Source organism: Halomonas maura (assembly GCF_030409305.1).
GTDB classification, from domain to species: Bacteria; Pseudomonadota; Gammaproteobacteria; order Pseudomonadales; family Halomonadaceae; genus Halomonas; species Halomonas maura.
On record NZ_JAUFPQ010000001.1, the window covers coordinates 1 to 22,418 of the forward strand.

The following is a 22,418-nucleotide window of genomic DNA, read 5'->3' on the forward strand; positions in this document are numbered from 1 at the left end:
GGACGGCCGGCCCCGCCCGCGGCGCCGGAGCCCCGCCCCGCGCGGCTGGACCTGCGGCTGGCGCCGGGGCCCGGCGGCGTCGAGCGGGCCGTGGCCGAGCACCTGGGGGGCGACGAGGCACCGGTGCACTATGTCGAGAATACCCTGGTCACCGGGCTGTTCGGCCTGCTCTGCTGGGAGGCGATCTTCGCGCCTCTGCCCGGGGCCTTCTTCCACCCCTTCCACAGCGGACCGGCGGACCTCGGCCGCGAGGACTTCGTGGCCCGGCGGCGCGCTCGCTTCGACGCCTGTCTGGGCGAACTCGACGACGGCCGTTACCGCGACACCATCCGGGCCCGCTGGCGGGCCAAGCAGGGCCTGGCCTCGCCCTTCGTGCACTGGGGCATGCTGTCCGAGCCGTTGCTCGAGCAGGCACTGGCCTGCCTGCCGGCCGCCCACCTGCGGGCCTGCTTCGAGCGGCTGCTGGCCGACCCCCGGGCCAACCGCGCCGGCCTGCCGGACCTGATCCAGTTCTTCCCCCTGGCCGGCCCCGACGCCCCCCGCTACCGGCTGATCGAGGTCAAGGGCCCGGGCGACCGGCTGCAGGACAACCAGCGGCGCTGGCTGGTCTTCTTCCAGGCCCACGACATCCCGGTGGCGGTGTGCCATGTCGCCTGGGAGGTCCCGTGAGCGGGGCGGATGCCTCGCCGGGCTATCGCGTCGCCGTCCGTGCGCTGTGCGAGTTCACCGCCCGACGCGGCGACCTGGACCATCGCTTCACCCCGGCGCCCAGCGCCCGGGAGGGCATCGAGGGCCATGCCCGGGTGACGGCCCGGCGCGGCGAGGGCTACGAGGCCGAGCTGCCCCTGGTCGGTCACCGCGAGGGGCTGGCGGTGGCCGGCCGCGCCGATGGCTTCGACCCGGCGGCCAACCGCCTCGAGGAGATCAAGACCCATCGCGGCAGCCTCGCGCGCATGGCCGACAACCAGCGCGCCCTGCACTGGGCCCAGGTGGAGGTCTACGGCGCCCTGCTGTGCGCCGAGCGGGGCCTGTCGCGGCTGACCCTGGCGCTGGTCTACCTGGAGATCGCCAGCGGTCGCGAGACCGTGCTGACCCGGGAGGCCACCGCCGCCGAGCTCGAGGCCGTCTTCGCACGGCATTGCCGGGACTTCCTGGCCTGGGCCGAGCAGGAGGCGGGGCACCGCAGGCGACGCGACGCGGCGCTCGCCGGGCTGGCCTTCCCCCACGCCGCCTTCCGCCCCGGCCAGCGGCAACTGGCCGAGGACGCCTACCGGGCCGCGGCCACCGGGCGCTGCCTGCTGGTGGAGGCGCCCACCGGCATCGGCAAGACCCTGGGGGCGCTCTATCCCACGCTGGCCGCCATGCCGCGCCAGGGGCTCGATCGCCTGGCCTTCCTGACCATGAAGACCCCGGGGCGGCGCCTGGCGTTGGATGCCCTGGCGGCCCTGGGCGCCGCCGAGCACGAGGCCCGCCTGCCGCTGCGGGTGCTGGAGCTGGTGGCCCGGGACAAGGCCTGCGAGCATCCCGACCGGGCCTGCCACGGCGAGGCCTGCCCGCTGGCCGAGGGCTTCTACGATCGCCTGCCCGCGGCGCGCCGGGCGGCCGTGGCCCGCGGCTGGCTGGACCGGGCGTCGCTGCGCGAGGTGGCCCTCGACCACCGAATCTGCCCCTACTACCTGGGCCAGGAGCTGGCGCGCTGGTGCGACGTGCTGGTGGGCGACGTCAATCACTACTTCGACGCCAGCGCCCTGATCCATGGCCTGGCCCGGGCCGACGGCACCCGGCTCGGCCTGCTGGTGGACGAGGCCCACAACCTGGTGGAGCGGGCCCGGGGCATGTACAGCGCCGAGCTCGACCAGCGGCGCCTCAACCGGCTGCGCAAGGCCGCACCGCCCGCCCTGTCGCGGCCCCTGGGCCGCCTGGCCCGGCGCTGGCAGGCCCTGCTGCGCGAGGCCGACGAGCGCGACTGGCAGGCCCTGGATGCCGTGCCCCGGGGGCTGCTCGGGGCCCTGCAGCAGGCGGTCTCGGCGGTCACCGACTACCTGGGGGAGCATCCGGCCGGCGGCGAGGCGGCGCTGCAGGAGTTCCTCTTCGAGGCGCTGGCCTTCACCCGGCTGGCCGAGGCCTTCGGCGAGCACTCGCTGTGCGAGCTGCGTCGCCCGGGCCGCGGCCGGGCCGTGCTGGCCCTGCGCAACCTGGTGCCGGCGGACTTCCTGGCGCCGCGCTTCGCCACCGCCCACTCGGCGGTGCTGTTCTCGGCCACCCTGAGCCCGCCGGCCTACCACCGCGACCTGCTCGGCCTGCCCGGCGATAGCGTCGCCCGCCGGGTGGCCGCGCCCTTCGCCGCCGAGCAGCTCGAGGTGCGGCTGCGCACCGACATCTCCACCCGCCTCCGGGACCGGGAGGCCTCGCTCGCGCCCATCGTCGCCGAGTTGGCCGACCAGTATCGCCGTCGCCCGGGCCACTACCTGGCCTTCTTCAGCAGCTTCGCCTACCTGGAGGCGGCGCTGGCGCGCCTGCGCGAGGCCTGGCCGGCGATCCCGGTGCGCGCCCAGCACCGCGGCATGGACGAGAGCGAGCGGGAGGCCTTCCTCGCGGGCTTCGACCCGGGAGGCGCCGGGATCGCCTTCGCGGTGCTCGGCGGGGCCTTCGCCGAGGGCATCGACCTGCCCGGGGAGCGGCTGGTCGGGGCCTTCGTCGCCACCCTCGGCCTGCCGCCCTTCGACCCGCTCAACGAGGCCCTCAAGGCACGCCTGCAGGCCCGCTTCGGCCGCGGGGACGATTACGCCTACCGGGTGCCGGGGATGATCAAGGTGGTCCAGGCCGCGGGCCGGGTGATCCGCGGCCCCGAGGATCGCGGCGTGGTGGTGCTGATGGACGACCGCTTCGCCCGCCGCGAGAACCGGGCGCTGCTGCCCGACTGGTGGCGGCTCGACGCCTGACGACGGCAGCCTGGCGCCAGACGCGGTCGGCCGGTGACCTAGAAGCGGGTCTCCCAGGTCTCCAGGACCCGCAATCGCTCGTCGACCAGATGGATCCGCCGCCACTTGTCGAAGGTCAGGCAGGGGTGGGAGGCGCCGAAGGCGACCACGTCGCCCACCCGGACGTTGCCCGCGTCCTCGGGCAGGGCGATGAAGGTGTGCTGGTCCATCTGCTTCACCACCCGCCAGCCGTCCACCGACAGCGGCGCCTCGACGCCGCCGCCCTCCCGATAGCGCACCAGCGGCTCCGGCGGCTGGTCGACGCCGATGTCGCGCTTGCCGAGCGCCACGATGGCGAGCCCCGGCTCCGGCAGCGACTGCACCTGGGCGTAGACCTCGAGCGCCGGGCGCAGGCCCTCGTGCAGGTCCGGGCGCCGTGACAGCACGCCGCGCTGGGCCTCGCGATAGATGCCGTGGTCATGCACCACGTAGCAGCCCGGGCGCAGCACCGGGGTGAAGCGCCCCTCCAGTCCGCCGTCGCGGAAGGCCTCGGCGATCAGGTCGTACCAGGCCGAGCCCGAGGCGGTGACGATCGGCGCCGCGACGCCGAACAGCCCCTCGTCCGCCAGCCGCTGGACATCGGCCACCAGGCGCCCGGCATAGGCGCGGATGCCGGCTTCCGGAGCGCCGGCCGCAGGGTCGTCGCCGTGGACCACGCCCTCGTAGCCCTCCAGGCCGGCCAGCGTCAGGCCCGGTCGTGCGGCGATCTCGCGGGCCAGCGCGAGGACCTCCTCGTCGCGGCGGCAGCCGCAGCGCCCGCCTTCCACGCCGACCTCGATCAGCACGGCAAGCGTCAGGCCGGCATCGGTGAAGACCTCGCTCAGCTCGACCACGTTGTCGCGGCCGTCCACGGTCACGTAGAGCTCGGCACCGGCACGCAGCAGTTCGACGGCGATCGCCATGTTGGCGCGGCCGACCAGCTGGTTGGCCAGCAGCAGTCGCGTCGCGCCCGCGGCGAAGGCGGCGCGGCACTGGGGCAGGGTGGCCAGGGTGATGCCCCAGGCGCCGGCCTCGAGCTGGCGGTGGAACAGCGCCGGGGTCATGGTCGTCTTGCCGTGGGGGGCCAGCTGGGCCCGGTGTCGGCGGGCGAAGTCCTGCATCCAGGCCAGGTTGTGGGCCAGCGGCGCCTCGCGAATGACGGCGGCGGGCAGGCTGACGTCGGCCAGCAGGTCGCGGCCGGTCTCCAGGGTCCCCTTGTGGCCGTCTTGCCAGGCGGGGGAGGTCGTCGGTGCTGTGTCGGCAGTGGGGTGAGTCATGCGGGGCTCCATTGTGGGGCGGCGGGTCTTCATCTGCGACCGCGATGGTCGGTCCGGCGCGTCGTGGACCGGGCTCCTCGTCGGCAATGTCCATGGTGACTATCGGCGGAAACGCCCCATGAGCCAACGGATCGGCGTCCCTACCGGCATCTCCCCGGCGGCTCAGCGCCGCTCGGCGGGGCGCTCGGGGGCGGTGGTGGCGACGTCCTCGTCGGCCTCAAACAGCTCCTCGAGTTCCCGGGCGGCCTGCTGGATGGTCTGCATCTGCTGCTGCTTGTTGCCGAAGACCTCGAGCTGGCGTAGCAGGGCCTGCTCGTCGTGGGGACGGAAGGTGTCCACGGTGTGCTGGGCCTGGTCGCGGGGAATGCCGAGGCCGACCAGCACCTCGCGGGTCAGTTCCAGGCTCGCCGGCAGCAGCTCGCGGATGATGTAGGCGACCCCGGCGCGCATCAGCAACTGGGCGTGGTAACGGTCCCGCGCCCGAGCATAGAGGCGCAGGTGGGGGAAGCGGCGCTTGACCCGCTGGACGATGCGCATCGAGGTCTCGATATCGCCCACCGCCACCACCAGCACCCGGGCCTTGTCGGCGCCGGCGGCCTCCAGCAGGTCGAGGCGCGAGGCGTCGCCGAAGTAGATCTCGTTGCCGTAGCGGCGCACCACGTCCACGTGCTCGGCATTGATGTCGAGCACCGTGTAGGGAATCTTCAGCCCCTGCAGGATACGCCCCATGATCTGACCGAAACGCCCGAAGCCGGCGATGATGATCTGGGGGCCGATCGAAGGCGGGCGGTCGAAGTCGCGGCGCGGCTTTCCGGCCTTGAACAGCGGCCGGATCAGCCGCGCGTGCAACTGGACGAGCACCGGGGTGGCGGCCATGGACAGCGACACCACCAGCACCAGCAGGCCCACCAGGGCCGGGTCCAACAGGGCGGCGGCGCCGGCCGCGGTTAGCAGCACGAAGCCGAACTCGCCGCCCTGAGAGAGCAGCGCGCCCAGATTCAGCGCCACCCGCCAGTCGCCGCGATAGGCCCGGGCGGCGATCACCAGGCTCAGCCACTTGGCGGCCAGCAGGGCGGCGGCGAGGCCGAGCACCAGGCCCGGCCGTTCGGCCAGCAGGCCGATCTGGGCGGTCATGCCCACCGCCATGAAGAACAGCCCCAGCAGCAGGCCGCGGAAGGGCTCGATATCCGCCTCGATGCTGTGGCGGTACTCCGAGTCGGCCAGCAGCACCCCGGCGATGAAGGCGCCGAGCGCCATGGACAACCCGGCCAGCTCCATCAGCAGGGCGGCGCCGATCACCACCAGCAGGGCGGTGCCGGCGAACATCTCGCGGCTGCGGGTGGCGGCGGCGAAGCGGAACAGCGGCCGCAGCAGGTAGCGCCCGCCGATGATCAGCCCGGCGAAGGCGCCGACGGCGATCAGCGCCTCGCTCATCAGGTGGCCCCAGCCGCCGGCCAGCGGGGCGGCGCCGGCCAGCAGCGGAATGGCCGCCAGCACCGGGATGGCGGCCAGGTCCTGGAACAGCAGCAGGGCGAAGGCGTAGCGGCCGTGGCGGCTGGCGAGTTCGCCGCGCTCGCCGAGCAGCTGCAGCACCAGGGGTGTGGAGCACAGCCCCAGGCTGAAGCCCACCACCAGGGCGGCGGCGGGCGCGAGCCCCGTCGCCAGCGCCAGGCCGGTGAGCAGCGCCGTGGTGATGGCCACCTGCAGGCTGCCGAAACCGAACACCGCCTTGCGCATCAACTTGAGGCGGGACGGCTTGAGCTCCAGGCCGATGACGAACAGCAGGAAGACGATGCCCACCTGGGAAAACTGCAGCACCGCCTCGGCATCCGGCACCAGCCCCAGCGCCGAGGGGCCGATCATTACCCCGGCGACCAGGAAGCCCAGCACCTCACCGAGCCCCAGGCGCTTGATCAGCGGCACGATCAGCACGGCGGCGGCGAGAAAGATCAGGATGTTGTAGAGCAGGTCGATGGCCAAGGCGTCGTCCTTTCGTGGTCGAGTGATCACGCATACCCGAGGGGATCTTACCGCATGGGGCTTCCGTCCTCTCTCTGAGCACATTGCAATAAGTTGCAATAAGCGGGCCATATCACCGACCTCGCCCGGGGCGACGCGCGCGACGGATGACGTGGATCGCTGGCTGGGCGAGAATGCCGGCAGGGCAGGGCGGCGTGCCCCGCGATACAGGAGAGCCCCGATGCGACTCAATGCCGATTTCCAGGCGCGCGTGGTGATCACGCCGGACCAATACCGTTGGGTGGCCTCGCCCACGCCCGGTGTCGAGCGGATGATGCTCGATCGTGTCGGCGAGGAGGTGGCCCGGGCCACCTCCCTGGTGCGCTATGCGCCGAACAGCCGCTTCCCGCGCCACGAGCATGGCGGCGGCGAGGAGATCCTGGTGCTGGAAGGCGAGTTCGCCGACGAACATGGTAACTACCCGGCGGGCTGCTACCTGCGCAACCCCATCGGCACCTCCCATGCGCCCCGGGTCGGCGAGCAGGGCGCGACGATCTTCGTCAAGCTGCACCAGTTCGACGCCGCCGATACCGCGCGGCTGGTCATCGACACCCGGGACGGCACCTGGCAAGCGGGTCGGGTCGAGGGCGTCGAGGTGATGGCGCTGCACGACGTCGCGGGCGAGCACGTGGCCCTGGAGCGCTGGGCCCCGAATACCCGCTTGCCATGCCGTGCCCATCCCGGCGGGGAGGAGATCCTGGTGCTCGAAGGCCGCTTCCATGACGAACATGGCAGCTACCCCGCCGGCAGCTGGCTGCGCAGCCCTCCCGGCAGCCAGCACCGCCCCGTCACCGGCGAGGACGGCGTGCTGCTCTACGTCAAGGCGGGCCACCTGCCGCCCGACTGAGGCGCCGGCGCGTGACCGGCGCCGACGAATCGCCAGCGGCCACGATTGGGCGTTTCGCGGCCACTGTGCTAACCCTAGGGACGGCACTTCGCCGAATGGAAACGGACAAGGAGGCGGCTCATGGGTATCGAAGTCGGTGGCCTGCTGGGCCTGATCTGGCTGATCATCATCATCTGGGCCATCGTCAAGGTGGCCAAGAGCTCGGCGGGTGGCCTGGCCAAGCTGATCTGGATCCTGGTCCTGCTGTTCTTCCCGCTGCTCGGGCTGATCATCTGGTTGCTGTTCGGGCCCAAGGGCTAGCCGGGCTCAGTCTTCCTCGCCGGCGGGCGCCTCGCGGTCCAGCAGCGCCGTGAGCGACTGGCGATGCGCGTCCAGCCGGTACCGGTGTTTGCCCTGATCCCGCCAGGGATCCGCCTTCTGGCCCAGGCGACGCAGCAGGTTGCGCATCGTCCAGTCCCGCGGGGCCGCGCCACCCTCGACCTCCGACCATGACAGGGGTGTGGCCACGGGGGCGCCCGCCCGGGCGCGGACCGCATAGGGCGCCACCGCGGTGGCCCCGTAGGCGTTGCGCAGCACGTCCAGGAACAGCCGTCCGCGGCGCTGGGCCTTGCGCTGGGCCAGGGTATAGCGGGCCGGGTGGCGCCGCACCAGCACCCGGGCGACATCCCGGGCGAAGCTCCGCACGGCGTCGAAGTCCTCGTCGCCCGCGAGCGGCACCACCACGTGGAAGCCCCGTGAGCCGGTGGTCTGCACCCAGGGCGTCAGCGACAGCTCCGCCAGGAGGTCGCGCAGGTCCAGGGCGGCGCGGCGCACCTCGGCATCCTCCTCTCGGCCCTCCGGCGGGTCCAGGTCGAAGATCATCCGGTCGGGATGCTCGAGGTCGTCGGCCGGTGACAGATAGCGATGGGGCGTGATCATGGCCTGGTTCGCCAGGTAGACCAGGGCCGCCCGAGAGTCGATGCGCGGCGCCAGGAAGTGGCCTCCCTCGCGCTTGGGAAAGGGCACCCGGGGGATTCAGTCGGGGAAGTAGGCCGGGGCATCCTTCTGGTAGAAGCCCTCGCCGTCGAGGCCGTCGGGAAAGCGCTGCAGGCTGACCGGGTGATCCGCGAGGTGCGGCACCAGGGTGGCAGCGACCCGGTCGTAGTAGTCGATCAGGTCGCCCTTGGTCTGGTCGGTCCCGGGGAACAGCACCTTGTCGCGGTGCGAGATCGCCAGGCGATGCCCGTCGATGGTGACCGTCTTCCCGTTGGCGTCTTCCTCAGGCATCGTCCTTGCCCTCCTCGGCGGCGACCTCCCCCAGGGTGCGCCCACTGACGACGGAGGCCGGCTCGGTGGACGTGGGGTTGCGCCGGGCATCCGCCGCCGCGTCGTCGATCTTGATCAGCAGCCAGTCCCTGCCCTTCTCCAGCCGCGTGTGGATCAAGGCATAGCCACCCCGTAACTTGTGCCCCTCCAGCCAGATCGTGGCGTGGCCGTCGGCGAGCTGTTCGGCGACCGAGGGCGCGTCGTCGCCTTCCTCGAGGTTGCGGTAGTGGCCGCGGTCCCAGATCAGCACGCTGCCGGCGCCATACTCGCCCGCGGGGATCACCCCCTCGAAGTCGGCATAGGCCAGCGGGTGGTCCTCGGTGGGGATGGCCAGGCGCTTGACCCGGGGGTCGGTGGAAGGCCCCTTGGGGACCGCCCAGGACTTGAGCACGCCGTCGACCTCGAGGCGGAAGTCGTAGTGGAGGGTGGAGGCGTCGTGCTGCTGGATGACGAAGATCGGCCCCTCGTCCCGGCCGCCGTGGTGGGTCTCGTTGCCCATGGGCTCACGGGTGCGGCGAGAGTCGCGCTTGTCGTGGTAGCGGGCGAGCTTGTCATCGGACGGGGACATGGCACTCGCTCCTCTCGAGACCTGTTCCCCCAGTCTAGCGGCTCGGGGCGAGTGTCAGGGCTGGTCCCTCGGCTCGCCGCGCTCGCACTCGACGCAGTCGAGCGCCAGGCCGAGTCGCGAGCGGCGGCCTTCCTCGCTGGTCACCCAGGGGCGCTCGACCCAGGGCGGCTGGTGGCGCACGTGCTGCTGGTGCCCGCAGGCCAGCTCGGCGACCCAGTGCCCCTCCTCGTCACGGTGATAGCCGACGATGGGCTGGCGCATCGGCCCTCAGGCCTCGGCCAGTCCCGCCACCCGCGGCAGCACCTGCTCGCGGGTCAGCGGGGCCAGCGGCAGGGCCAGCGCCTCGGCGGGCGTGACCCAGCGCAGCTCGGCGATTTCGGCCGCCGCGTGCAGCGGCCCCGCCACCTCGGCGCGGAACAGGTGGGCGCGCAGCACGTGGCCGGGTTCGTTGGCCGCCTCCGCGCTGAACTCGCCGAGGGGCGACAGCCGCGTCGGCGGCTGGCCGAGTTCCTCGGTGATCTCCCGGGCCAGGGCGTCGGCGGGGGACTCGCCGGGCTCCAGCTTGCCGCCGGCCTGCATGAAGGCCGCGGTGCCCCGCTTGCGCACCAGCAGCAGCCGACCCTCGGCGTCCTCGATCAGCGCGGCGGCGATATGCAGCACGGGTGGGGAGCTGGGGGCGGTCATCGGGCATCCTCCTGGGGCGTCATCGTCGGTGTAGCCTAGCATGCCGGCGTCAGGGCGAGGCATAGCGCTCGAGGTGACCCTCGACCACCGCCTCGATCTCGACCAGGGTCGCCTCGTCGAAGGCCGTCATGCCGAGGCGGCGCAGCAGCGGTTCGCGGCCCACCAGGAAGAACACGATCTGGCCGACCAGGGTATGGGTCTCGAGGATCACCCGCCGGTCGTCGAGCGCGCGGTCGGTGAGCCGGGCGATCAGGCTGCCGAGTGTCGCCTGGACGACGCCGAAGGCCTGGGCCTGGAGGATGTCGAAGGCCTCGCTGGGACGGACCTGCTCGCGCATCACCAGCAGCAGCCACTGGCGGCAGTCATCGTCGGCGGCGAAGGTGCGCACCATGCGCCGGGCGATGGCGCGCAATTCGGCCAGGGCGGCATCGCGATCCTCGGGCGCCGCCGGCGCGCCCGCCTCGTCGAGCGCCAGTCGCTCGCGCAGCTGGTCGGCGATATAGCGCGCCGCCGCCAGGTAGAGCCCGTGCTTGTTGTCGAAGTGGTAGGCGATGGAGCCGATGTTGGCGCCGGCCGCGTCGGCCAGCATGCGGGTGGTGGTGGCCTTGTAGCCGTGCTCGCCGAACAGCCGGATGCCGGCCTGGATCAGCCGGTCCCGGGTGACGGCGGGGTCGGGGCGGTGGTGGGGTGCCATGGCGTCAGTCTCCCCTGGCCGATGCGCGGGTGTCGATGCCGAAGAACAGGGTGTAGAGCACCGGCACCACGCCCAGGCTCATGACGGTGCCGACCCCCAGGCCGAAGGCCATGGCCCCGGCCATGCCGTAGAACAGCGGGTCGCGGCCGAGGATCAGCGGCAGGAAGCCGAGGATGGTGGTGATGGCCGACATCAGGATCGGTCGCAGACGTCGCGCCGAGGCCTTGATCACGGCGTCGCGCCCGGACAGCGCGGGATCGGACCGCTCGATGTCGATGCGGTCGATCAGCACGATGGCGTTGTTGATGATGATGCCGGCCAGGCTGTAGATGCCGAGCAGCACCATGAAACCGAAGTCGGCGCGGGTGGCGAGCAGCCCCAGGGCCACGCCGACGATCACCAGCGGGATGGTGGCGATGATCACCAGGGGGCGCTTGAAGGAGTTGAACTGGGCCACCAGCAACACGAAGATCAGCCCGATGCACAGCGGCAGGTTGGCCTGCAGGGCCGCCTGGCCTTCCGCGGACTCCACCACCACGCCGTCGAACTCGAGCCAGTGGCCCGGTGGCAGGGTGGCTTCCAGCGAGTCGAGGGCCGGCGCGACCCGCGGCACCATGTCCTCGGCGGTGAGGCGCTGGTGGCGCCCCTCGATGGTGATGGTGCGCACCAGATTCTCGCGGTCGATACGGTAGTAGCCGTTGTCGAGTTCGATGTCCGCCACCTGGTTGAGGGGCACGCCGGGCCCGGGGGTGCCCAGCGGATAGACGGTGAGCGACTTGAGCCGGGCGATGCTCTGGCGCTGCTCGTCGGCGTAGCGCAGCATCACCGGGATGATGTCGTCGCCCTCGCGGTAGTGGCTCAGGTGGTAGCCGTCGATGGCGCCCGTGAGCGACTGGGCGATGTCCTCGGAGGTGATGCCGGCGCTGCGTGCCCGGGCCTGGTCGACCTCGATGGTCAGCGACGGGATCCGTGCCTCCCAGCTCTGGCGAACGTCGCGCGCGCCGTCGAGGCCGCCCAGGATGGCCTCCACTTCCTGGGCGGCGGCGAACAGTACCTCCCGGTCCGGGCCCTTGACCTGTACCTGCAGCAGGGTGCTGTCCGAGGGGCCGAGGAACATCCGCGTGACCTGGGGCGAGAGGTCGGGGTGGCGGGTGGCCAGGACCTCGCGGGTGGCGTGGATGACCGCCTCGACCCGCTCGCGGCCGGCCACGTTGAGCACCAGGAAGCCCTTGTTGGGGGAGGGGTCGAGGGGCGTCAGCGAAAGCACGAAGCGTGGCCCGCCGAAGCCCGCGTAGGCGGCCACGCCGGTGACGTCGTCGGCCAGGCTCGGCGCCTCGAGCAGCTCGCGACTCAGCGCCTGGACCCGGCGGTCGGTGGCGTTCTCGGCGATATCCGAGGGGAAGTCGAGGGTCACCAGCACCTGGTTGCGGTCCGAGTCCGGGAAGAACTTCTGGGGCACCAGCTGCATCATCGCCATCCCGGCCACTAGGGTCAGGGCCGTGGCGGCCAGGAACAGCCCCCGATGATGCAGCAGCCGGGCCAGCAGCCGGCCGTAGCGCCGCGACACCCAGCCGAAGGCCCGGTCGGAGAGGTTGGGGCCACCGTGCGTGGGGGCCCCGGGCGCGGCGGCGCGGCGCGGCGCCTTGAGGAAGCGGTGGCACAACGCCGGCGTCACCGTCAGCGACAGGAACCAGGAGCTCAGCAGGGTGATAGCGATGACGATGGAGATCGAGCGGGTGTACTCGCCGGCGGCGTGCTCGGCGAGCATCAGCGGCAGGAACACCAGGATGGTGGTCAGGCTGGACGACAACAGCGGCAGCGCCAGCTCGCCGCCGGTCTCCGCGAGCGCCTGGTCGCGGTGGCGGCCCGCCTCCAGGCGGGTCTTGAAGTCCTCGGCCACGACGATGGCGTTGTCCACCAGCAGGCCGAGGGCGATGACCAGGGTGGCCAGGCTGGCGCGCTGCAGGGTGATCTCCGCGAGGCCCATCACGGCGAGCGTCGCCAGCATCACCGTGGGGATGATCGAGCCGACGATCAGCCCGGTGCGCACGCCGAGGAAGAGGATCACCACCCCCAGCACGATGGCCAGCGTCTGCAGCACGCTCTGGGTCACCCCGTAGACCGCGTTGGCGACCTGCTCGGGTTGGAAGGTCATGATGTCCAGGCGATAGCCCGCCGGCAGGGTGGTGCGCAGCTCGTCCAGCCGCGCGCGGACGGCTCGGCCGTAGTCCAGCACGCTGCGGCCCTCGAGCATCGAGACGGCGAAGACGATGGCCGGCTCGCCGTTGAAGTAGGCCGGCTTGTCCACCGGGTCCTGGTAGCCGCGGCGGATCTCGCCCAGGTCGCGCAGACGCAGGGTCCCGCCGTCGGGCAGCCGCAGCTCGGTGTCGCCCAGGGCCTCGAGGTTGCCGAATTCGCCGCTGACCTCCAGGGCCAGGCGCTGGTCGCCCGCCTCCAGCACGCCCCCCGGCGGGAAGATGTTGCGCCGCTGGATCTGGGCCGCCAGGTCGCCGGGGGTGAGGCCGAGCTCGGCGAGGCGCGCCTCGGCGATGTCGATGAACACGCGCTGGGCCTGCAGGCCCAGCAGCTCCACCTGCTTGGTGCCCGGTACGCCGTAGAGGGCGGCGCGAACGTGTTCGGCGATCTCCTGCTGCTCGGCCTGGGGGAAGTCTTCGGCGGTGAGCGCCGCGGTGACCACCGCCACGTCGCCGAAGTCGTCATCGAACACCGGGTCCCGGGTGCCGGCGGGCAGCGCGGGACGCGCCGCCTCGACCTTCTGGCGTACCTCGTCCCAGATCTGTTCCAGGTCGAAGTAGCGGTCCTGGATCTCGACGTGGAGGATCGAGCGGCCGCGCATCGAGGTCGAGCGGATCTCCTCCACCTCGCCGACGGCGCGGATGCTCTCCTCCAGCGGCTTGGTGATGTTCTCCTCCACCTGGGCCGCCGGCAGGCCGGGGTAGGCGGTGGTCACCACCGCCTCGCGCACGGTGATCGCCGGATCCTCGCGGGCCGGCAGGGTGAAGTAGCTGAACAGGCCGAACAGCATGGCCAGCAGGGTGGCCAGGTAGAAGACGGGCCTTCGGCGATAGGCGATCTGGCTCAGGTTCATGGCGGCCTCAGTTGTAGCGTTCCGGCCCCTCGCCGAGCAGGCTCACGGCCTGCCCGGCGCCGACGAACTCGGCCCCGCGGGCCACGATGCGCTCGCCGACGGCGAGGTCGCCGCGCACCCTGGCCCGGCCGTCGTCGATCGCCACCACCTCGACCGCGACCCGCTCGAGGTGGTGGGTCTCGGTGATGCGCAGCACATGGACCCGATCCTGTCCCGTGTAGACCAGGGCGGTGAGCGGTACCGGCAGGGTCGCGTCGGCGTCCGGCTCGGCCAGCGACAGCGCCACCTGGGCGGTCATCCCGGAGCGCAGGCCGGCGGGGGGAGCGTCCATGGCCAGGATCACCGGGTAGTCGTTGGAGGAGCGCGGCTGGGTGCCCAGGTGGCGCAGGGTGGCGGGACTCGCGGCGCCGTCGAGTGCCGGGACGATGACCTCGTGACGCGAACCTTCCGCGAGGGCGCCGACCAGGGTCTCGGGCACGCTGGTCTCCACCTCGAAGCCTTCCCGGTCGGAGATCACCTCGAGCACCGCTTGGCTGGCGCCGACCCGTTCGGCGGGTTCGGCATGGCGCCGGCTCACCGAACCGTCGAAGGGCGCCGCGAGGGTGGTCAGTGTCAGGTCGCGCTCGGCCAGCTCCCGGGCCGCCTCGGCCGAGGCCTGCCGGGACTCGGCGGTGCCCAGGGCGGCGCGGGCGGCATCCAGCCGCGTCGCGCTGACGTAGCCCTTGTCGGCCAGGCTGGCCTGGCGGCGATAGTCCTGGCGCTTCTCGCGCAGCACCGCCTCGGCCTCGCGTTCCTCGGCGCGGCGCTGTCGGGCCACCAGCCGATAGCGGGTGTCGTCGAGTGTGGCCAGGACGTCACCGGCGACGAAACGCTCGCCCACGTCCACCTCCAGGCGACGGATCTCGCCGGGGATTTCGAAGCTCAGCGAGGTGCGCTCGGCGGCCTTGACCCGGCCCGAGAGGCGGGTCACCGCGGCCCCGTCGCCGGCCTGGATGACGTGACTGTCCACCACCGTGGGCGGCGCCTCGGGCGGCGCGGCCTCCGGCGAGCAGCCCGCCAGCAGCAGGCACAGGCCGGCCAGCAGCGGGCCGACGGTGGGCAGACGGCGATGGGACGGCATGGGGGCGCTCCTCGAAAGCCGGGGAAGGGGAACGGGGTTCCCGGGGGGCTATCGAGCAGTGTATTAATCAAATGATTAAATCGCAATTCCGTTCGGCGCCGCTGTGGACCCGGCGGAGCTCGGGCTCCCTCGATGCCGCGGCCCGCCGTCGGTGGGCACGTGCGGCGCTCGGGAAGGCGTGCAACGGCGACGCCCCGCCCGGCAGAGCCGGACGGGGCGTCGTCATGTGGGTCCCGACAGCCTAACGGGACGCCGTGGTGGGCAGTGTCGCGCTCAGTTCGAGGAACTCGCGGTTGCCGCGGTGGCATTTCCGGCCCGGCTCGCGGCCCCCAGGTCGGTGGCGATGGCTTCACCCTGCTCCTGCCACAGCTCGCGCTCCTCGTCGCTCGCCTTGGGCGAGAACAGCCCGGTCTGGGCATAGAGGATGCCGATCACCGGTGATATCCAGCAGGCGAAGGCCAGCGGAATGTACAGCAGGTTCTCGACATTGCCGTCGGCGATGCCCAGCCCCAGCGCGCTGATCACGAAGGCGCCGCCGGCGTTCCAGGGAATCAGCGGTGACATCAGGGTGCCGCCTTCCTCGATCGCCCGGGACAGGTTCAGGGTCGAGTAGCCCATGCCCCGGTAGATGGGCGCGTACATGCGACCGGGCAGGGCGATCGACAGGTAGGGGTCGCCGGCGACCAGGTTGGTGGACATCGAGGTGAGCGAGGCGATGGTCTGCACGCCCTTGAAGCTGTGCACCTTGGTCATGATGGCGCGGATGATCGCCTCCAGGCAGCCGGTCTTCTCCAGCGCGCCGCCGAAGCCCAGCGCGATGAGAATCAGTGAGATGGTCCACATCATCGACTGGATGCCGCCGCGATTGAGCAGGCTGTCCATGGCGGCGACGCCGGTCTCGATCGCATAGCCGCTGTTGGCATAGGTGAGCAGGTCATGCACGCCGACCCCCTGCGCGACCATGGCGGTGACCGCGCCGGCCAGGGCGCCGGCGAACAGCGACGGGATGGGCGGCATGCGCTTGACCGCGAGCACGATCACCAGCAGCGCCGGCAGCAGCAGCCAGGGCGAGATGATGAAGTTCGCCTGCAGCGCGGCGGTGATGGCCTCGATCCGTTCGAAGGAGGCGCCACCGTCGTCGATCAGGGTGAAGCCCGCCGCCAGGTAGATGGCGAAGGCGATCAGCATCGACGGGATCGTCGTCGGCATCATGTTCTTGATATGCGAGAAGACGTCGGTGCCGGTGACCGCCGGGGCGAGGTTGGTGGTGTCCGAGAGCGGCGAGATCTTGTCGCCGAAGAAGGCGCCCGAGACCACCGCGCCGGCGGTCCAGTACACCGGGATCTCGAAGCCCGCGCCGATGCCCATCAGCGCCAGGCCGACGGTGCCCACGGTGCCCCAGGAGGTCCCCAGCGACACCGAGACCACCGAGCAGAGCAGCATGGCCGCGGCCAGGAAGATGGTCGGCGAGAGCAGCGTCAGGCCGTAATAGATCAGCGTCGGCACGGTGCCGCTGGCGATCCACACGCCGATGATCATGCCCACGCAGATCAATACCGACACGGAGGGCAGCGAGACATGGATGACGTGGAAGATGCCCTCTTCGATCTGTCTCCACCGGAAGCCCAGCTTGACCCCGACCAGCGCCGTGATCGCCAGGCCGATGGCCAGCGGAATATGCGGGGTGAAGTCGCCGAAATAGAAGAGTTGTACCCCCAGTACGAGCAGTGTCAGGACGACGGGGGTGAGGGCCAATCCAAGATTTGGTTGTTGGTAACGTATTGGTTTTGTTGAGTCATTCACGTGTTTTTTCCTTCGGTTTAATGTGCGTTTTGTCGCTTGTTGTTGGTCGTGACGCAGCGAGCCGTTCCTCCTTCGATTCTCCTTGGTTGCCGGGCTCCTGAATGCGGAACCCTGTGATTGATCCTTGCCGGAGGCGGGGCCACCGTGCTCTCCCGGGGCGTCATCTCCGGCCAGAAGGCGGCCGTTGCCAGCGTGGTGAGGCAGCGGGCCCCACTGAGCGCTGTCTGGCATTTCTTTCTCCAGCCTTCTAGACTGATTGTTAGCCACTATGGCTAGGAATTGGCTCTAAATAATCCTTTGTATATTTACTCTTGTCCTTCATATGAGGATCAGATAGGCAATATGGCTAGCAAGGGTGGGCGGATGGATCGCATCGACCGACGCATTCTCCAGCAACTTCAGGAACATGGGCGCCTGCCCATCGTGGAGCTGGCCAGCCGGGTGAATCTCACCAAGACGCCCTGCGCCCAACGCGTGCGTCGGCTCGAGCAGGCCGGCTTCATCCGTGGCTATCGGGCCGAGCTGAACCCGGACCAGCTGGGAGCGGGCCACGTGCTGGTGGTGCAGGTGACCCTGGACAAGACCAGCGAGGATGCCCTGGAGCAGTTCAACCGGGCGGTGCGTCTGATTCCCGAGGTGCAGGCCTGCTACATGGTGGCGGGGAATTTCGATTACCTGCTGAAGGTGAGGACGCACGACATCACGGAGTACCGGACCGTGCTCGGCCAGCAGATCGGCCGCTTGCCGCACGTGCACCAGACCCACTCCTATATCGTGATGGAACTCGTGAAGGACGACGTGACGGTGCCGGTGTCCGTCGATTCCCCGTCCTGGGGGGAGTGATCGCCAGCACGCCGGGCGCGACGCGAACGTCGCCACGCGGAGCGGGTGACGAGCGAGTGCCCGTCACATGGTGGCGCCCGGGCCCCGGGGGCGCCACCTTGAAGACGAGCGGGCCAGCCGGGAGGAGAGCATGCTGCGGGAAGGCGAGGGCCCCGAGCGGGGTGGGCGCGGTGGGCTGTCCGTGGTCGGCCTGCTGCTGGTGGTGAATGGCGTGAGCTTCCTGGTCGAGCTGGCCCTGCCGGGATGGATCTTCCCGCGGCTGGCCCTCTGGCCGCTGGATGCGGCGCCGGCGGACCTGGCCCTGCCGAGGGGCATGCCGCTGGGCGAGTTCCATCTCTGGCAGCTGCTCAGCTACGCCTTCCTCCATGGCAGCCTCTTCCACCTGGCCATCAACATGTTCGTGCTGTGGATGTTCGGCAGTCCCCTGGAGCGTGACTGGGGCAGCCAGCGCTTCGCCATCTACTACGTGCTGTGCGTGCTGGCGGCCGGAGCGGTACAGCTGGTGGTGGTGTCGACGGGGGACTTCGCCCCTACGGTGGGCGCCTCGGGCGGCGTCTATGCGCTGCTGCTGGCCTTCGGCATGCGCTATCCGAACCGGTACATCCTGCTGCTGATCCCGCCGATCCCCATGAAGGCCAAGTACTTCGTGATCGTCATCGGCCTGGTCGAACTGTGGTCGGGAATCGCCGGTACCCGCCAGGGCGTGGCTCACTTCGCCCACCTGGGGGGGATGCTGGCGGGGCTGGCCCTGATCCTCGCCTGGCGGCGGCCCCCGTGGTCACGATGGCGGCACTGATGGGCGAGCGGCGTTGTCACGAGCCGTGACCGTGATCAGCGGATTAGACGGCTGAGCGGGATAGTGATGACAAGCCACGGGCATTATATTCGCCCATCCGCTAGCTAGACTCGGGAGGTCCAATACCAGATGACGAGGGACCTCGATATGCGGAACGACGGACTCGACGGCAAGGTCGTGCTGATCGGTGGTGGCGCCAAGAATCTGGGAGGCCTGCTCTCGCGGGACCTGTCGCGTCACGGTGCGGCAGCGGTGGCCATCCATTACAACAGCGACGCGACCCGGGAGGCGGCCGAGCAGACCCTTGCGGACGTCCAGGCGCTGGGAGGCGAAGGGGCACTGTTCCAGGGCGAGCTCACGCGGGCCGCAAATGTCGCAACCCTGTTCGAAGACGCCAAGGCACGGTTCGGCAGGGTAGATATCGCCATCAACACCGTCGGCATGGTGCTCAAGAAACCGATCCTGGAGATCAGCGAGGACGAGTACGACAGGATGTTTGCGATCAACGCCAAGAGCGCCTTCTTCTTCCTCAAGGAGGCCGGCCGCGTGCTCGAGGACCACGGCAGGATCGTGACGCTGGTGACCTCACTGCTCGGCGCCTTCACGCCATTCTATTCCACCTACGCCGGCGGCAAGGCACCGGTTGAGCACTTCACCCGGGCGGCGGCCAAGGAATTCGGCGCGCGCGGTATCTCGGTGAACGCGGTGGGCCCCGGGCCCATGGATACGCCCTTCTTCTATGGCCAGGAGGCGGAAGAGGCCGTGGCCTTTCACAAGAGCGCCGCGGCGTTGTCCGATTTCAGCAAGACGGGACTGACGGACATCGAGGACGTGGTGCCCTTGATCCGGCACCTGGTCACCGAGGGCTGGTGGATGACCGGGCAGACCGTGCTGACCAACGGTGGCTATACCACCAAGTGACCGAAAGCTGACACACGGTGGACGTTGCGGGGGCCATCCTCCCCATTTTCTCGGGACAGCCCGGCATTCACGCCTCGCGGTCTATGCTGAAGAGCATGTCGATCATGCATCCGATTGAGGCTGTCTCATGCGTAGCCTGTTGATCATCGCCCTCGGCGTGGCGGCCGTCTTGTGGCTGCTGCGCTATTGCCCGGCGGTGCGGCGTGTCCCGGCCATGGTCGGCTTCAGCCTGGTGTGGCTGGCGGTGTGTGCCTGGAACCTGAGCGTCGGCCTGTCCCATGGCTATGCCCTGGGGGAAGAGCTGCTGGTTCATGCCTTGCTGTTCGGTGTGCCGGTGGCACTGGGCTGGTGGCGGGTGAGGCGGGGCGATGCCGAGGCCTGAAAGGGAAAGCCATCATCGGAGGCGGGAACGACCATGTCGTCAGCATCGACATCGGGGCTGAGGCCCCATCCGCTGATGCGCGTCCGCGACGGGCATGAGGCCCGGGTCAGCTATGTCGAACTGCTGTTCGACCTGATCTACGTGTTCGCGATCATCCAGGTCTCGCACTTCCTCCTCGACCACCTGACCCCGCTGGGTGCCACCCAGGCGCTGCTGCTGTGGTTCGCGGTGTGGCTGGGCTGGCAATATACCGCCTGGGTGACCAACTGGTTCGACCCCGATACCGGCCCGATACGGCTGGTGCTGTTCGCCGTCATGGCGCTGGCCTTGCTGATGGCGGCGGCCCTGCCGGAGGCCTTCGAGGCGCGGGGGCTGGCGTTTGCCGGCTGCTTTGCGGCCATGCAGGTGGGGCGGGCGGCCTTCATTCGCTTGAACCTGGGCTCGCACCCCCTGAAGGACAACTACAGCCGGATCCTCGGCTGGGCCTGCATCGTGGCGCTGCTGTGGCTCGCCGGCGGGCTGGTGGAGGGGAGCGCGCGTCTGGCGCTCTGGGCGCTGGCGGTGCTCTGCGAGTACGTCTCGCCGATGTTCGGCTTCCCGCTGCCCGGGCTGGGGCGTTCGCGCAGCGCCCGCGACTGGGACATCGAAGGGGGACACCTGATCGAGCGCTGTGCGCTGTTCATGATCATCGCCCTCGGCGAGACCATCCTCATCACCGGTGCCACCCTCTCCCATGCCGAGGCGTGGCGCGGCGATACCCTGCTGGCCTTCGGCGTGGCCTTTCTCGAGACGGTGGCCATGTGGTGGGTGTACTTCCACCTCGCCATCCGCGATGCCGCCCGGGTCATCACCGAGGCCCGGGATCCCGGCCGCATCGGTGCCTGGTTCCATTACGTGCACGCGGTCATCCTGGGCAGCGTGATCCTCTGTGCCGTGGGCAGCGAACTGGTGATCGCCCATCCCGCCGGTCACCTGGACGCCCCGGCGCTGACGGTGCTGCTGGCCGGTCCCATGCTGTTCCTGGCTGGCATGGCCGTCTACAAGTACATCGTCTATGGTCGACCGCCGCTGTCCCACCTGGTGGGCTTCGCTCTGTTGCCGCTGGTAATGGGGCCGCTGGCCGGCCTGCACAGTGCCTTGCTGCTGCAGGGGGCGAGCGCCCTGCTGTTGATGGGTGTGGGGATCTGGGAGATGCTTTCCCGCCAGGGCGCGGTGCGCATCTGAGGGGCATCTCCTGACGAGTTGGGATGGCAATGGACAGGATTGATCAGCTGCGTGGCTTTATCCAGGTCGCCGAGATGGGCAGCTTCACGCGGGCGGCCGCCGCCCTGGACTGGCCCCGAACGACCCTGTCCCTGGCGGTGCAGCGTCTGGAAGACACGGTTGGAGCACGCTTGCTGCACCGCACGACGCGTCGGGTGCAGCTCACCCCCGATGGGCAGCTGCTGCTGCGCTTCGCCCAGGCCCTGGTGGAGGACGCCGAGCGTCTGGAGCAGCTGTTTCGGGAGCGTCGGGAGGAGGTGGCGGGGCGACTGATCCTCGACTTGCCCAGCCGGGTGGCTCAGCGGCTCGTTGCGCCGGCCCTCGACGAGTTGCTGCGCCGGCATCCCCGCCTGCAGGTGTTGCTCGGCGCTACTGACCGCTACATCGACCCCGTGGCGGAGGGCGTCGACTGCCTGGTGCGCTTCGGTTCGCTCAACGACAGCAGCCTGGTGGCACGGCGACTGGGGCGGGTGGCAATGGTGAACTGTGCGTCTCCGGGCTATCTGGCCGAACATGGCCGGCCTCTGGGGCCGGCAGCGCTCGACGACGGGCATGTCATGGTCGGCTATGTCGACCCTGAGAGTAGGCGGGCGCAGGGCTTCGAGATAGTCGAAGCGGGGCAGTCACGGGTTCTCGACCTGCCGAGCCGCATCGTGGTCAACAATGCGGAGACCTATATCGCCTGCTGCGTAGCCGGCCACGGGCTGATCCAGGTGCCACGCTTCGATGTCGACGACCTGCTGTGCGACGGCGCCCTCCGCGAGGTACTGCCCGACTGTCGTCCCGCCGGACTGGAGGTGTCGGTGCTCTATCCTCATCGCCGACACCGTAGCTCGCGCATCGATGCCTTCGTCGACTGGTTCACCGAGCTGATGACCCCCCATCTCGAGTGCGGGGAGTCAGTGTCGCCCGGCACTAAGGGGTGACGGTCTCCCTTGCCCCCCCGAACTCAGTGCTTCGCCGAGAAAGCCAGGAGGGTGATGCCTCCCGCCACCGCATGACGGTCGATGCCGGGACGAGGCCGTCCACGGCGGAGTCTGGATCGGTCATCCGAGGATAAGCGGTTTCAACGGCATCCAGAGCCCCATGGCCAGCATGATCAGGTTCTCGCTCAAGGACACGAAGCCCAGGGGAACGTTGCTGTTGCCTCCCACACAGGCACACTTCAGTTCGCGCTTGTCGATATACACCGCCTTGAAGACCGATATGGCGCCCACCGTGCCGATGAACAGTGCCAAGGGGGCGGCGAGCCAGATCAAGGCGCCTGCCAGCATCAGCAGACCGGCCAGGGTCTCGGCGAAGGGGTAGACATAGCCATAGGGGACATGGCGCTGGGCGAGCAGGTCATAGGTGAGGAACATGGTGCTGAAGCTTTCGATGTCCTGCAGCTTCTGAAGTCCCAGCAGGGTCATGGCGGTGGCGATCGCATACTCCAGCATGCGCAATGACACGAGGGTATCACTGGCCGTCCAGCTGACCGCCAGCCCGATCAGCAAGGCGGTCACGAAGATGGCGATGACCGGCTGATAGCTCGTGTCCTTCTCGCCGGGCACGCTCATCCCCAGGTACTCGCGAACCTCCTCATAGCCCCCCACGCGCTGTTCACCGATATAGACCTGAGGGGTGGTGTCGACACCGGCTGCTTTCTTGAAGTCCTCGATGGCCTCGCGGGAGTCGAGCGTGTGATCGTCTACCCGGTAGCCCTTGCGCTTGAGCAGGTCCACGGTCTTCAGGCCGAACGGGCAGAGATGCTCGTCCGTCCTCATGCGGTACACGCGGGCCGTCTCATGCCTTGAGGACGGTGTTGAAGTGATGGTACCCATCGTC

The 22,418-nt window shown here is 70.0% G+C and carries 20 protein-coding genes and 1 pseudogene; 10 read left to right on the top strand and 11 right to left on the bottom strand.

Features of this window, described 5'->3' with window-relative positions; genetic code table 11:
• Together QWY76_RS00005 and QWY76_RS00010 are read left to right on the top strand one after the other, a co-directional pair.
• Positions 1 to 669 (top strand): VRR-NUC domain-containing protein (locus tag QWY76_RS00005; protein WP_290309063.1); only part of this gene is annotated, 669 nt, incomplete at its 5' end.
• Entirely contained in the window at positions 666 to 2,942 is a 2,277-nt protein-coding gene (locus QWY76_RS00010; protein ID WP_290309064.1) for an ATP-dependent DNA helicase, read from the top strand. The genes QWY76_RS00005 and QWY76_RS00010, both read left to right, overlap by 4 nt.
• 38 nt (positions 2,943 to 2,980) lie before the next feature.
• Here the strand turns inward: QWY76_RS00010 and QWY76_RS00015 are convergent, their stop codons facing one another.
• Together QWY76_RS00015 and QWY76_RS00020 are read right to left on the bottom strand one after the other, a co-directional pair.
• Positions 2,981 to 4,237, bottom strand: a complete 1,257-nt coding sequence (locus QWY76_RS00015) for an amino acid deaminase (protein WP_290309065.1) — start codon at positions 4,235 to 4,237, stop codon at positions 2,981 to 2,983.
• A gap of 162 nt (positions 4,238 to 4,399) precedes the next feature.
• On the bottom strand, positions 4,400 to 6,217 hold the full coding sequence (locus tag QWY76_RS00020; protein ID WP_290309066.1) for a monovalent cation:proton antiporter-2 (CPA2) family protein: 1,818 nt from the start codon (positions 6,215 to 6,217) through the stop codon (positions 4,400 to 4,402).
• Between the two features lie 220 nt (positions 6,218 to 6,437).
• Between QWY76_RS00020 and QWY76_RS00025 the strand changes: the two genes are divergently transcribed.
• Together QWY76_RS00025 and QWY76_RS00030 are read left to right on the top strand one after the other, a co-directional pair.
• The gene (locus tag QWY76_RS00025) at positions 6,438 to 7,103 is read left to right on the top strand and encodes a cupin domain-containing protein (RefSeq protein WP_290309067.1); all 666 of its coding nucleotides are present in this window, start codon (positions 6,438 to 6,440) and stop codon (positions 7,101 to 7,103) included.
• A gap of 120 nt (positions 7,104 to 7,223) precedes the next feature.
• Positions 7,224 to 7,403 (top strand): PLDc N-terminal domain-containing protein, encoded by a 180-nt coding sequence (locus QWY76_RS00030; RefSeq protein ID WP_290309068.1) that lies wholly within the window; start codon positions 7,224 to 7,226, stop codon positions 7,401 to 7,403.
• Positions 7,404 to 7,409: 6 nt separating this feature from the next.
• On the opposite strand, the pseudogene ligD reads toward QWY76_RS00030, so the two are convergent.
• The 8 genes and pseudogenes from ligD to nhaC form a co-directional block, all read right to left on the bottom strand.
• Positions 7,410 to 8,459 (bottom strand): annotated as a pseudogene (gene ligD / locus QWY76_RS00035) (non-homologous end-joining DNA ligase).
• A complete protein-coding gene (locus QWY76_RS00045) occupies positions 8,362 to 8,976 on the bottom strand; it encodes a DNA polymerase ligase N-terminal domain-containing protein (RefSeq protein WP_290309071.1) in 615 nt (204 codons plus the stop codon). Before QWY76_RS00045 ends, ligD begins: the two are co-directional and overlap by 98 nt.
• A gap of 54 nt (positions 8,977 to 9,030) precedes the next feature.
• Positions 9,031 to 9,237 carry a DUF3565 domain-containing protein gene (locus QWY76_RS00050; RefSeq protein WP_290309072.1) on the bottom strand — a complete coding sequence of 69 codons (207 nt, stop codon included), beginning with the start codon at positions 9,235 to 9,237 and terminating at the stop codon, positions 9,031 to 9,033.
• Positions 9,238 to 9,243: 6 nt separating this feature from the next.
• Positions 9,244 to 9,660 carry an NUDIX hydrolase gene (locus QWY76_RS00055; protein WP_290309073.1) on the bottom strand — a complete coding sequence of 139 codons (417 nt, stop codon included), beginning with the start codon at positions 9,658 to 9,660 and terminating at the stop codon, positions 9,244 to 9,246.
• A 49-nt stretch (positions 9,661 to 9,709) separates the two neighbouring features.
• Positions 9,710 to 10,354 carry a CerR family C-terminal domain-containing protein gene (locus QWY76_RS00060; RefSeq protein ID WP_290309074.1) on the bottom strand — a complete coding sequence of 215 codons (645 nt, stop codon included), beginning with the start codon at positions 10,352 to 10,354 and terminating at the stop codon, positions 9,710 to 9,712.
• A gap of 4 nt (positions 10,355 to 10,358) precedes the next feature.
• Entirely contained in the window at positions 10,359 to 13,463 is a 3,105-nt protein-coding gene (locus tag QWY76_RS00065; RefSeq protein ID WP_290309075.1) for an efflux RND transporter permease subunit, read from the bottom strand.
• 7 nt (positions 13,464 to 13,470) lie between these two features.
• Positions 13,471 to 14,583 carry an efflux RND transporter periplasmic adaptor subunit gene (locus QWY76_RS00070; RefSeq protein ID WP_290309076.1) on the bottom strand — a complete coding sequence of 371 codons (1,113 nt, stop codon included), beginning with the start codon at positions 14,581 to 14,583 and terminating at the stop codon, positions 13,471 to 13,473.
• Positions 14,584 to 14,856: 273 nt separating this feature from the next.
• On the bottom strand, positions 14,857 to 16,338 hold the full coding sequence (gene nhaC, locus QWY76_RS00075) for a Na+/H+ antiporter NhaC (protein WP_290309077.1): 1,482 nt from the start codon (positions 16,336 to 16,338) through the stop codon (positions 14,857 to 14,859).
• A 411-nt stretch (positions 16,339 to 16,749) separates the two neighbouring features.
• On the opposite strand from nhaC, the gene QWY76_RS00080 reads away from it, so the two are divergent.
• The 6 genes from QWY76_RS00080 to QWY76_RS00105 all read left to right on the top strand — a co-directional run bounded on the left by QWY76_RS00080 (position 16,750) and on the right by QWY76_RS00105 (position 21,517).
• Positions 16,750 to 17,229 carry an Lrp/AsnC ligand binding domain-containing protein gene (locus QWY76_RS00080; RefSeq protein WP_290309078.1) on the top strand — a complete coding sequence of 160 codons (480 nt, stop codon included), beginning with the start codon at positions 16,750 to 16,752 and terminating at the stop codon, positions 17,227 to 17,229.
• A 130-nt stretch (positions 17,230 to 17,359) separates the two neighbouring features.
• Positions 17,360 to 18,025, top strand: coding sequence for a rhomboid family intramembrane serine protease (locus QWY76_RS00085; RefSeq protein ID WP_290309079.1), 666 nt, complete (start codon positions 17,360 to 17,362; stop codon positions 18,023 to 18,025).
• A 147-nt stretch (positions 18,026 to 18,172) separates the two neighbouring features.
• The gene (locus QWY76_RS00090) at positions 18,173 to 18,946 is read left to right on the top strand and encodes an SDR family oxidoreductase (RefSeq protein ID WP_290309080.1); all 774 of its coding nucleotides are present in this window, start codon (positions 18,173 to 18,175) and stop codon (positions 18,944 to 18,946) included.
• A gap of 127 nt (positions 18,947 to 19,073) precedes the next feature.
• Positions 19,074 to 19,328: a hypothetical protein gene (locus QWY76_RS00095; RefSeq protein ID WP_290309081.1), complete on the top strand. Its 255-nt coding sequence runs from the start codon at positions 19,074 to 19,076 to the stop codon at positions 19,326 to 19,328.
• Positions 19,329 to 19,361: 33 nt separating this feature from the next.
• Complete coding sequence (locus QWY76_RS00100) at positions 19,362 to 20,552, top strand: low temperature requirement protein A (RefSeq protein WP_290309082.1); 1,191 nt, start codon at positions 19,362 to 19,364, stop codon at positions 20,550 to 20,552.
• A gap of 29 nt (positions 20,553 to 20,581) precedes the next feature.
• Positions 20,582 to 21,517 carry a LysR family transcriptional regulator gene (locus tag QWY76_RS00105; RefSeq protein ID WP_290309083.1) on the top strand — a complete coding sequence of 312 codons (936 nt, stop codon included), beginning with the start codon at positions 20,582 to 20,584 and terminating at the stop codon, positions 21,515 to 21,517.
• Between the two features lie 120 nt (positions 21,518 to 21,637).
• On the opposite strand, the gene QWY76_RS00110 is transcribed toward QWY76_RS00105, so the two are convergent.
• Positions 21,638 to 22,357, bottom strand: a complete 720-nt coding sequence (locus QWY76_RS00110; protein WP_290309084.1) for a glutaredoxin family protein — start codon at positions 22,355 to 22,357, stop codon at positions 21,638 to 21,640.
• Positions 22,358 to 22,418 lie beyond the last annotated feature (61 nt).